12 protein-coding genes are annotated in these 11,722 nt (G+C 37.9%); all 12 read right to left on the bottom strand.

Translation table 11 applies throughout. The features are described 5' to 3' along the window. Positions 1 to 3: 3 nt before the first annotated feature. Positions 4 to 408, bottom strand: coding sequence for an NUDIX hydrolase (locus tag PHO70_06955; protein MDD5432702.1), 405 nt, complete (start codon positions 406 to 408; stop codon positions 4 to 6). Between the two features lie 362 nt (positions 409 to 770). Further along, complete coding sequence (locus PHO70_06950; GenBank protein MDD5432701.1) at positions 771 to 1,781, bottom strand: HAMP domain-containing sensor histidine kinase; 1,011 nt, start codon at positions 1,779 to 1,781, stop codon at positions 771 to 773. Positions 1,782 to 1,814: 33 nt separating this feature from the next. Beyond that, on the bottom strand, positions 1,815 to 2,513 hold the full coding sequence (locus PHO70_06945; protein ID MDD5432700.1) for a TIGR02281 family clan AA aspartic protease: 699 nt from the start codon (positions 2,511 to 2,513) through the stop codon (positions 1,815 to 1,817). A 3-nt stretch (positions 2,514 to 2,516) separates the two neighbouring features. Continuing rightward, entirely contained in the window at positions 2,517 to 3,908 is a 1,392-nt protein-coding gene (locus PHO70_06940) for a TrpB-like pyridoxal phosphate-dependent enzyme (GenBank protein MDD5432699.1), read from the bottom strand. A gap of 17 nt (positions 3,909 to 3,925) precedes the next feature. Continuing rightward, positions 3,926 to 4,573 carry an endonuclease III gene (locus PHO70_06935; protein ID MDD5432698.1) on the bottom strand — a complete coding sequence of 216 codons (648 nt, stop codon included), beginning with the start codon at positions 4,571 to 4,573 and terminating at the stop codon, positions 3,926 to 3,928. A gap of 74 nt (positions 4,574 to 4,647) precedes the next feature. Then, entirely contained in the window at positions 4,648 to 5,670 is a 1,023-nt protein-coding gene (locus tag PHO70_06930) for a hypothetical protein (GenBank protein MDD5432697.1), read from the bottom strand. 125 nt (positions 5,671 to 5,795) lie between these two features. Next, the gene (locus PHO70_06925) at positions 5,796 to 8,270 is read right to left on the bottom strand and encodes a DUF748 domain-containing protein (protein MDD5432696.1); all 2,475 of its coding nucleotides are present in this window, start codon (positions 8,268 to 8,270) and stop codon (positions 5,796 to 5,798) included. Between the two features lie 90 nt (positions 8,271 to 8,360). Further along, entirely contained in the window at positions 8,361 to 8,750 is a 390-nt protein-coding gene (locus PHO70_06920) for a hypothetical protein (GenBank protein MDD5432695.1), read from the bottom strand. Positions 8,751 to 8,869: 119 nt separating this feature from the next. Further along, positions 8,870 to 10,327, bottom strand: coding sequence for an HD domain-containing protein (locus PHO70_06915; GenBank protein MDD5432694.1), 1,458 nt, complete (start codon positions 10,325 to 10,327; stop codon positions 8,870 to 8,872). Positions 10,328 to 10,344: 17 nt separating this feature from the next. Next, complete coding sequence (locus PHO70_06910; protein ID MDD5432693.1) at positions 10,345 to 10,746, bottom strand: bifunctional nuclease family protein; 402 nt, start codon at positions 10,744 to 10,746, stop codon at positions 10,345 to 10,347. Positions 10,747 to 10,772: 26 nt separating this feature from the next. After that, entirely contained in the window at positions 10,773 to 11,246 is a 474-nt protein-coding gene (gene nrdR, locus PHO70_06905) for a transcriptional regulator NrdR (protein ID MDD5432692.1), read from the bottom strand. Further along, a complete protein-coding gene (locus PHO70_06900) occupies positions 11,243 to 11,722 on the bottom strand; it encodes a cytidine/deoxycytidylate deaminase family protein (protein MDD5432691.1) in 480 nt (159 codons plus the stop codon). Before PHO70_06900 ends, nrdR begins: the two co-directional genes overlap by 4 nt.

Genomic DNA, 11,722 nt, shown 5'->3' with positions numbered 1-11,722 from the left:
AAACTAGGCGATTTTTCTAGTTTTTAAATAATCCTGAATAATTTTCTTATGATCAAAAGCAAAAGTAAGTTTCCCGATTTCTTTGGGGCTGACTAACCTTAAACCACAGGCATCATCCCCTGCTTTAGGCTTTCCTTTTCCTTTTGCGGTAAAGACTGTGCCAATTGTATGGAATCGCGGGTCGCGATACGGATTAGAATAAGTATGGAATTGTTTTAAATTTAGCAGCTTAAGCCCGGTTTCTTCTTTTGCCTCCCTTGTTACAGCATCTTCAAGGCTCTCGCCATAATCAACAAATCCTCCGGGAAGCGCATAGCCAAAAGGAGGATTACTTCTTTCAATAACAACAATTTTACCGTTAATTTCAATTATCGCATCCACCGTAACAAATGGCCCATATTGCAACACTTCTGTAGCATGTTTTAAATAAGCAACTACCCCTTTATCAAAAATCTTAAGAGTATTCTTGCCAACGCAAGAAATGGAAATCTTTTTAATATTTGATTTTCCCAGGCGAAGATGCCTGTAAAACTCCTGTGCTAAAATTTTAGCAGTGGCCAGAGTTGGAAGTTTATTATTGTCATCCGCGAAAGCCGTAAACAAAACTAACTTTGATTTCTTGTTTTCAGCCTTCTTTAGAACTTCTCTTACCGAGCTACGGATTAAATTTTCATTAAATCCCGCTTTATGTTTCGTAAATTGAGGATTACCCGAAACTATTTCTCTCCCGGCTTTAGTAACTACAATCTCGGTATTTCTTAGCTTGATTTTCATTTATTCTTTTTCTTTCCCTTCTTTTCTTTTTCTCTCGGATCGCGCGGTAAGATAACGATAAATTTATTTCCCGGCCCAGTGTTATTTTCAACCCAAATCTTACCCTTATGCAATTCAACAATATCTTTGGTAATTGCAAGCCCAAGGCCAGTGCCTTCTTTCTTTGTATCAAGCCTCTGGAATTTATCAAAAATCGTATTAAATTTATCCGGAGGAATCTTATTCGCAGTATCCATAATCTCAAATCTTATAAACTCCCAAGTAGGAAATGCTCTTAAAGTAATCGTCCCGTCATCAGGGGTGTATTTAACCGCATTACTCATAAGGTTTGTAAGCACTTGGGTAATTCTCGCTTCATCAACCCACAAGGTTAATTCTTTATCTTTTAATTCCGTATTTATCTTTATGCGCTTATTGGCTGCGGCAAGCTCAAATGTCTTAATTTGCTTATCCAATAACGCTTCCAAATCAAACTGCTGCAATTTCAATTCAACCAATCCTGCCTCTATTTTATAAACATCCAACAAATCATTAATTAGACCACTCATCCGGTCAATCATGCTACTACAAAGCCTTAGCTGTTTACCCTGAGGCTCGCTTACTGCGCCTAGCACTCCGTCAATCATCGCCGAAGTATTAATTTTAATTATGGCAAGCGGGCTCTTTAACTCGTGAGAAACATTAGCCACAAATGTGGATTTTAATGCATCGCTTTGTTTTTTCTGGGCAGCGTATAGAATAATCATATTTAAAATGTTTTTTATAATCCTATACCCCATCGCAAAACCAGTTACTGAAACTACAAGCGAGACGAATAAAAATAACCCTACATCCCCGACAAAAACATTGATGTTAAAAAGCTTAGCCCCCAAAATCCAGAAAAAGACCAAAAAAGGGATAATGCTCATCAAAGCAAAGGCTGTATTAAATTTTTGAAAAGGGTTTTGCCCTAATTCCTGCAGCACTAACTGCTCTTTAATTACTTTATCCTGCTTATTTTCTGCCATGAGCCCTCCAGTAATTTTTAACTACAGCGAAAATTAATATAACTTCTCAAGAATCAAACTCTTACTCTTCTGGTCTATTTTAAAATTAAATTTATTTAAAAAAGACATCCCAAGCAATCCATCTTCCGGGAAAGAAACTCCCTCTCCCAGCATAACCATCGCCTCCACATTCTTAGCTTCCACTCCCTGAGCTTCTACTTTATCTAAAATAATGCGCTTAGCGCTTACTTGTTTTCCGTCAGCAAGCGAAACTTTCGCATCAGGAATAATTTTATTTAAATCAAATCCTAATTTCTTGGCAACGCTGCTCCTTAAAAGAACAACCGAAGCCCCTGTATCAAGGATTAATGACGCTTCTACTTTTTTGTTCAAGGTCACCCGCACCAGGATACTATTAGTATCCTGGGTAAAAGCTACTGTTTTCGGCTTATGTTCCTCTTCAAACTGCAGCTTAATCATCTTATTCTTATAATCAATAGCCTGCCTCTCCCATTTCTGGCGTATTCCAACTGCCTCTTTAGAAGAAGACCTCTCTATTTTATTTATTTCACTCTTGGAAAACTTAACTAACCCGCCATAAACATCCAATTCAATTGAATTTTTGTCCTCACTCTTTACCAAACCCTCAATAATCCTGCCATTTTTAAGGTACAAGATATCTGCATAAACAAAATCCACAATAGCGAATGCCTGCATAGCGAAAACTAAAATGATTAATTTTAATTTATACATCTTTTACCATTTGCCTGTTTTTCTTTTCGCTGCCTTAGGAAATTTCCCGATTGCCTCCATGCATCGCTCAAGGTCATCATCGGGAAGCGCATATTCTGATAATTGGCCTGAAATAAACTTATCATAACCTAGTAAATCCATAAGGCCATGCCCGCTATAATTAAATAAAATAACTTTTTCTTTTCCTTCTTCTTTGGCTTTAATTGCTTCATCAATTGCCCCGGCAATAGCATGGCTTGTTTCAGGTGCGCAAATCATGCCTTCGGTCCTTGCCCAGAGTATCGCTGATTCATAGCATTTAATCTGGTCATACGCACGCGGCTTACATAACCCTTCTACAATCGTCTGACTGACAAGGGGAGCAACTCCATGATAACGAAGCCCGCCCGCATGGATAGGAGCTGGGACAAAATTATGCCCTAAAGTATGCATGGCAAGAAGCGGGGTAAACCCTGCCACATCACCATAGTCATACGCAAAAGGCCCGCGTGTCATAGTCGGGCATGCAGTTGGTTCTGTAGGAATAATCTCGATCCTTGCGCCGTTAATCTTATCTAGAACAAATGGGAAGGCAAGGCCTGCAAAGTTGCTTCCTCCTCCGACACAACCAATCACAACATCAGCTTGTTTTTCACCGGCTAATTTCAACTGTTTTTTTGCTTCAAGGCCGATTATCGTCTGATGCAATAATACATGATTTAAAACACTCCCTAAACAATACCTTGTCTGCCCCGATTCATCTCCTACTGCTTCTTCTACTGCCTCGCTTATTGCCATTCCTAAACTTCCCGGGGTATCAGGAGTCTTCTTTAGGATTTCTCTTCCTGCTTTTGTCTGATTGCTGGGGCTTGCAATACATTGCCCTCCCCAAACCTGCATCATAATCTTGCGTAATGGCTTCTGGTCAAAACTAATACGCACCATGTAAATTTTGCATTCAAGCCCGATTAAATTACAGGCAAAGGCAAGCGCACTGCCCCATTGGCCAGCACCTGTCTCAGTAGTTAACTTTTTTATACCAAATTTTTTATTATACCATGCTTGCGCTACCGCGGTATTCGGCTTATGGCTTCCGGGAGGGCTTACACTTTCATCTTTATAATAAATATGTGCGGGTGTTTTAAGATATTTCTCCAGATACACGGCTCTACGCAGTGGAGCCGGCCTCCAACGCATTAAGATTTCCAATACTTCTTCCGGAATATCAATCCAGCGCTGGGTAGAAACTTCCTGCTCAATCAAATTCATGGGAAAAACTTTTGCGAGTAACTCGGGTTTAACAGGATTTCCATCAGGCCCTAAAGGAGGAAGAGGTGAAGTCGGAAGGTCCGCGGCAAGATTATACCATTGTTTAGGGATTTCATCATCGCGAAGTAAAAACTTATTCGGCTGCATTTTTGACTCCTTTACTTTTAGCGAAATTTCTTAACACCTACTCTTTTGCAAAGCCTAAACACATTGCATCTGCTGCAATATGGAGAAATTGGAACGCACAAATTTTGCCCAAAAGTAACAAGCGTAGTATTTAAACTAATCCAAAGAGCTTCCGGGATAATCTTTTTAAGCGCTTCTTCGGTTTCTTCGGGATTGTTTGTTTTCACCCACCCTAACCGATTTGATATTCTATGCACATGTGTATCTACGCAAATTGCCGGGATTTTAAACCCCAGTCCTAAAACTAAATTTGCGGTTTTCCTACCAACGCCCCTTAAAGAAAGCAAATCCTCTATATTAGAAGGAACCTTGCTATTAAAATCATTGATAATCTTATTACTTAAATCCAAGATAGCCTTGGACTTATTACGGTAAAAACCAACCGGATAGATTATCTTTTGTAATTGCAATTGAGATAATTTTACCATACTTTTAGGGCTATCTGCAACCTTAAATAATCTATGCGTTGCTTCAACTGTAGCCTTATCTTTTGTGCGCAGGCTTAATATACAGGAAATCAATACTCGGTAAGGATCGTTCTTTCTTGAAACAAGGGTTACGGAAGGAATAGTAAATTTATGGATTGATTTTTCTATCAGCTTTATAGTTTTAACAATTTTATCCACTTAAAAACCCAGCCTCTTTACAATTAAACTTTATTTAATTGAAAAAGGCTGGGCCATGAATTAATTTTAAAAAGTTATATTCTAAGATCTACCCTAAACTCGGTATACATACCATTCTTTATCGCAACTTTACCAAGAGATTCCCTGTATTCCAGGTTATGATTGAAAACACTACCGCTTGAGAGCGAGCATTCTGCAAATTTATTTACTTTATATTTTAATCCAAGGCCGGCATGTAATTCATTATAATCAAGCTTAACATTAGTATGCTGATTATCCATATCTACAACATACTCTCCCCCAGCAGATCCACCCTCAACAAAAACCGTCAACTTCTTATTCAATAAATATGAAACATATGGCCTGTCAGGCATAATATTAAATGTTAATTTATCATTGGGCTTATAGATAAAGCCTGCTATGGGCACAATCCTGTTTTTAGTCTCAGGAAAAACGGCAACACCTGCAATAAAAACCCACTTATCGTTTGGCTGATTTATCAAAAAACATCTTCCGAGCAGGCGAAAATCAGCTGCGGCATAATCCCAACCATCTGCGAGAAAAGTAGGAGAAAGCCCAAACCTTACATACGTTTTATCCACAACAAGGACTGGCAGCGTAACCTCAGCCCCCATTGAAAGGCGGGTAAGCTGGCTTGGTAAAGATACCTGCTGGACAGATTCATTTATTCCTATATAACCGCTTCCTAATGCGAATTCAACCGGGATCTTTCCAAAAGCTTTCCAATCATAAGAATATTCTGTTGCGGCATTTGTAATACCAACTTTTCCATCCATGGCTTTTACTGTTTTCTTAGGAATAAAACGGACATAAGAATCCACCTCTTGAGGCATCGCCGCTTCCTCACTTTCGGTTTCTTCTTTAATAATAGTTTTTAACTGCTGGCGATATGATCTTTGTCCTGAATCCTCAGACAATTCTTCTTCTTGCACTTTTGACTGGGTAGCTTCAGACATTGCTAAAGTTATCGCATCATCCTTAGCTATTACTCTCTCTGCAGGTTCTGCTAAAACATAAGAAAATGAAAACAAAAACAATGCAACAAAGAAACCTACGAACAGCTTTCTACCAAACATATATTTCTCCTTTCATAAAAAGTAGCAATGATTTATATTAATATTAACGCGGCTTATCAATTTTGTCAACATTAATAGGGAAACATCCTATTTTTTGTTTTAAATTATAATTATGGGATGTGTCCCTATTTTCCAAAGAATACATTTTTTATTCCTTTGATTATATCCGCAACCGCTGCCTTAAATTTATATTTCGGCTCTTTCAATGTACCGGTAATCTTTATGACACCAAACCTCCCTGCTTCTCCTACGATTGCCGTAGTTACATCCTTGAATGTCCCGGTTAAAGGGACCATGTCGCTAAACACCTCTACATCTAAAGACGAATCAATGCTACTATCAAAACCTATTTTCACATTCCCTGTTAGATTCGCAATGCTGCTCTTTAACTTAAGATCTTCGGTAGAAATATATTTATCTTTGATAGTAAAAGTGCAGGAGCCTTCACTAAAAATAATTTTTGAGAAATCCTTAGAAAAAAGCATAGCTCCAAGCCCTTTAAACAAATCCAACTGCCAAAGCCTGCCTTCCGAAACAAGAATTTGGCCTAAACCTTCTAATTTGGAAAAATCACCTGAAAGCCCATTTAATTTACATTGGACTTTAAGAAGCCCGGCGATATCCTGATTTTTTGTCGCGGCGATATCCTTTCTTAATTCTTCTAGTTTAATCTTCTGTGCATCAAATGTTACAGAATAAGGCATACCTTCCGAAGTCAAATCAAGTTTAGCATTTGCAGAAATAATCCCCCCATAAAGCAGGATCTCTATTGAGTGGATATCAATAGTGCCATCCGACTGGGAATAATTAAGGGTAAGGCTATTAGGTTTTAGATCATAAAGCGATAAAGTTTTACTTGAGATCCTCCCCCGAAGATTACAGTTTTTAAAATCATTCAAATCCCCTTTTAAATCAAATTGGGCCTGCGCCATACCCGATGGCTTTAAGATATCCAAAGTGCTCTTAAATTGCTTCAAAGGTTCTTTCAAATCCTGCAAGTTAACTTCTAAATCTCCACTCAAAGCAGCATTAATTTTCCCTTTTTCTTTTGTATCAAGTTCGCCTGAGACACGAAACTCAGAATTAAAATACCTGCCTGTTAAATCCGTTATAGTTATAAGCTTGTTGTTAACAGCTATGCTTGAATCAAAATTAAGGCTATCCGAAGCAAGCTTCAACTGAATCCCGGGAGAGGCAAAATTAGTCAAAGCTCCATTTAACTTATACATGCTTCCTAAATAATTCAACCTAATGTCTGTCCATTTAAGTTGATTTTGGGAAAAATCAAGCCTGCCGCTTATTTGCTCAAAAGGAGATTTTACATTATCCAGTTTTAAAACCCCATTTTGTAAAATTAAATTACCGCTTAACTGCAAGTTCTTAGGCTGCTTCTGGCTAGATTCAAGATGAACCGTCAGATTTCCAGCGCCGGTTAATTCTCCGGGCAGCTTGAATTTAAACTCTTCTGCAAGAATCTGCTTGATAGCCGCAAGGCTTAACGAAGACTGCAAATCAATACCAAACTCTGGATTATCATAATTATTTAAAAAGCCTTTCGCCTTAACCGGAAATCCTAAAATAGTTGCGCTTAAATTGTCAGATTTTATCCCTTTATCGCTGAATATTACTTCTTCTGCTTTAATCAAACTTATAGTCCCTATCTGTTCAACTCCGGAGACTTCCGCATCCATAATAGATGCTTTACCCGAATATCCAAACAATTTATCATTAATGTTATATTGGGCTTGCGCGTCAATTTTAGAATTTAGTTTTGCTAAAATACCGTTTTTGGAAAATTCCAGATTCTTATTATCAACCCCCAAGGAAGCAGTTATAAGATTATCTTTAAATTTTAAATTAACCATTGCATCAACCAATCCGCCTGTTACATCAAAACCCGAATTACTATAATATGGGATAAAATCTTTTACTGAAACATTCTGAAAGGATGCCTTACCGATAAATTCATTCTTAGGGATATTGTATTCTCCTGAAGAAATAATTTTTATCTCAGGATTTGCGCTAATTTGAGTTTTTAAATTAAATTTAACTGCGGCAGGAAGAGAAAAATAAAGATTTAAGTTTATATGCTCAATATCTTTAGAGAAAGGTTCGGATAAAGAATAATCGTAGAAATGAATCGTTCCGTCTATAACACTAACCTTGTATACTGAAAAGTTAAACTTTGATTCTTTAGAGGGCTTATCAAGCCCGGAAAATAAATCCTGGATATTGAATGTTTTATCATTCCTTCTTTCTATCAACAAAACAGGCGATTTTACCCTTAAGCTGGGAATGATTATGGTTTTTTTGAAAATCGGGGGTAAAAAGAAATTACAGGAAGCCTCTTCTAAGCTAAGAAAATTCTTTTTGCTATCATAGATTGAAAGCTTCTCTAACACAAGCCCCTTAAATATATTAAATTGCAAAGATTCAAGGGTTACTTCTTTATGGGTTTGCTCTTTAAGGGCCCTAACGATGAGAAATTTTATCTTGGTAGGCAGGTAAAACGTATTTAAATAAAAAATACTTAAACAAACAATCAGAATCAAAACAAAAATGGAAATGAATATTCTTTTCTTCAAAATGCGCTTATTCATAATGATATATTATATACCTAAAAATAGAAAAGGGAGCAGTTAAATTTTAATCCTTAACTACTCCCCTCTACATTATTATCAAACCTGATCTTAATTCTTTATGGAAATAAGGCTTAAACCGCCTTCGTTCTTCTTTACCTCTACCACAACTGCTAACTTACTATCTTCTTTCTTCAAAAACTCTGCAATTTTAGCGTTGCTATCGTTGTCAAATTTCATCAAACTGCCATCAGCGTAAATTGAATAACCGCTGGCAACACAAGCTGGCATAAGAGCGCACGACTTTGGATGTGTTTTGACAAACTCCGCTAAAGCTTCGGGTTTCTGAGCTTGAGCACAGGCATTATCAATAATAACTCCACTTAGAGTCATTGTTTCTGCTGCGACTGGCTTAGAAGCCGAAGTCATAGCATCGCCTTGAGCAAAAGCTAACGAAGAAACAAAAACTAATCCAAGAGCTAAAAGAATTATCTTTTTCATTTTTTTCACCTCCTTATTTTTTTTAATGGAATTTTAATTACAGAGAATACTGTAATTTAGACAAGATTTAAAAGAAATCTTAACGCTAAGAGTATAAAATGTCAAGAAAAATCATACCTTTAAGCCTTTTGGCTTTTGATAATCCTGCCGGCTTGTGCAAATGCCTCTTGTTTGCTTCTAATCTTCCCTATCGCCTGCAGCTCTTCAACTTCTTTCAAAACCTTCCCGAATAATGGGGACGGAGCTAATTTAAATCTACTTATCAAATCATCCCCGTTTATTAGCCGCACAAATTTCTTTTGCTTTTGCTTCCTGAAATATTCCTTAATTAAACCAAGACAGGTTTTTTCATGCTGAACCCTGGAAGCATTTGTAGTAAGAGGCCCTCTTGTTGCCCTCTGATCTGCGATTGAGAGCAACAGGACACTAAGCGCTTCCTTGCCAGTATCGCGAAAATACCTGAACTTTGCTCTTGGCGTAAGCTCTTCCTGATCTCCCAAGTAACCTGGCCTTAAATGCCATAACACCATCGTCTTCAAAGAGTTTAGTTCGTCATTAGAAAGCTTTAACCTTTGAACTATTTCTTTAGTGAAATCCAATCCGATTCTTTCATGCCCATGGAATATTATTTTGCCTTGCTTATGCCGCAAGGCTTTCGGCTTACCTATATCATGCAATAACACGCCAAATTTAAGCAGGCTTCGGCGCTTACGCGGACCGGCAATCACCTCATCCAGAAAACCCCGTATTAACTCATTCTTTTCAAATTGAGAATAAAGCATTTCTAATTGCTTGAGCGCTTCCATGGTATGATCCCATACATCCAGATGATGATACGCACCCTTGCCTATCCCACGCATTTTCTTTATCTCAGGAAAGATTACTTCTAAAATATTTAATTTATCAATAAGCGCAAAATGTTTATAAGCATCATTACTATCAAAAACTTTAAATAATTCATCCCGGATACGCTCTCCAGAAACCTTTTCCAATAATTTTCTTGAATTCCGCGCGGACTTCAATACTTCCGGATGGATTTTAAACCCAAGCTGCGCTGAAAAACTAAAAGCTCGTAATATTCTTAAAGGGTCCTCAACAAAAGCCTCTTTACCCGCCAATCTAATTATCTTTTTCCTTAAATCTTTAATCCCTTCGGTTGGATCAATTAAGAAAGGTTTTAAATCTCCGCTTTCAAATACGCTTTCTAATGCAAGTGCTAAGGCATTACAGGTAAAATCACGATGGATAAGGTCATCTTCCAAATCCCGTCCGCGAAAATCCGTAAAATCAAAAGTATAAACCTTGTCTTTTGTATTTTTAACCAGCCTGCAGGCTCCGTGCTCTTTATCTAAAACAAAAAAACCGCATTTTAACTTCAAGCTCAGCTTCTTTCCAAAGCTTATGGCATTTTCTTTTAAGCAAAAGTCAAAATCAGGGTTTTTCTTCTTTAAACCTATGAGAGAATCACGCAAGAAGCCTCCGACAAGAAAAAGTTTGATTTTATTTTCCTTTGAGAAAGAATAGACTTTCCGAAGAAGGCTTATTTCTTCCGAAGAGAATTTAAGAGGGGTATTCATATGGCTTTCTACAAAGATTATTTATTCGTGTTAAAATTCTTTGCCTGTTTTATGATTTCGTCTTCAACGAATATCGGCGTGTGAGCCCTTACTGCCAAGGCAATGCTGTCGGATGGACGGGCATCTATTATTTTTTGATGCCCGGCAGAAGTCTTTATGACAATCTTTGCATGAAAAGTATTTTCTTCCAGCTTATCAATAATAATCTTATCTATTTTTGCATCTAAGTTTTCAATAGTTGAGTGCAATAAATCATGAGTTAAGGGCCGTGGCGGATTAAAACCGCTAATCTTTAATTTTATCGCTGAGGCCTCAGCTAAACCAATTACTATCGGTAAAAGGCGGTCTCCGTTTCTTTCTTTTAAAACTATCAGCTGGTCATGCCTTTTTTCATCAATTACGATTTTATTTAATTCCATTTCTACCATAGCAAGAATTCTCCGGTTTATTTTCTATTCTTCTTCTTTTTAGAGCCAAGCATATCTTTTAATTCTGTCATGAACTGCCCTACGTCTTTAAACTGCCTGTACACAGAGGCAAAACGGACATAGGCAACATCATCTAAAACTTTTAATTTTTCTATTACCAGCTCTCCTACGCGGACACTGGAAACTTCACGGTCGGATTTCCTTTGGATGGCACGCTCAATTTGAGCAACCACCTCTTCCATCTTTTCCATGCTTACCGGGCGCTTTTCGCAGGCGCGCATAATACCAGAGAGAATTTTTTTCCTGTCAAACGGCTCGCGCCGGCCGTCCTTTTTCACGACCATCAAAGAAACTTCTTCTATGTATTCGTAAGTCGTAAAGCGCTTACCGCACTTAAGGCATTCCCTCCTACGCCTGATAGCAGAATCTTCCGCGGTTGCACGGGAATCTACAACTTTGTCTTCTTTATAACCGCAGCAGGGACACTTCATCTTATTTTTCTAATATTTATTTTCGCTTGTTTTAAAAAATCCATTGCCATTTCATCAGGATAGCCTTCAGCGATTACAATTTCTTTGATACCTGCGTTTATCAGCATCTTGGCACAGATAATACAAGGCTGATTTGTTGCATAAAGCGTGCTTCCTCTGACGCTAATGCCATATAAAGAAGCCTGGATTAAAGCATTTTGCTCAGCATGAAGCGCCCGGCAAAGCTCATGCCGCTGCCCCGAAGGGACGTTTAGCTTCTCCCTGATACAACCTATCTCAAGGCAATGTTTAAGCCCACTGGGAGCGCCATTATAACCGGTCGCCAAAATTCTTTTATCCTTAACCAAAACAGCCCCCACTCTTCTACGTAAACAGGTCGCTCTTTTTGAAACTAAACCTGCTACTTCCAAAAAATATTCATCCCAACTAGGACGCACATGTTTTAACGTTTGGTTTCTAATATTCTTTTTTTTCAT

This window comes from Candidatus Omnitrophota bacterium, from assembly GCA_028715415.1.
Taxonomy (GTDB): Bacteria; Omnitrophota; Gorgyraeia; order Gygaellales; family Profunditerraquicolaceae; genus JAQURX01.
This window is presented reverse-complemented; position numbering and strand designations above follow the sequence as displayed.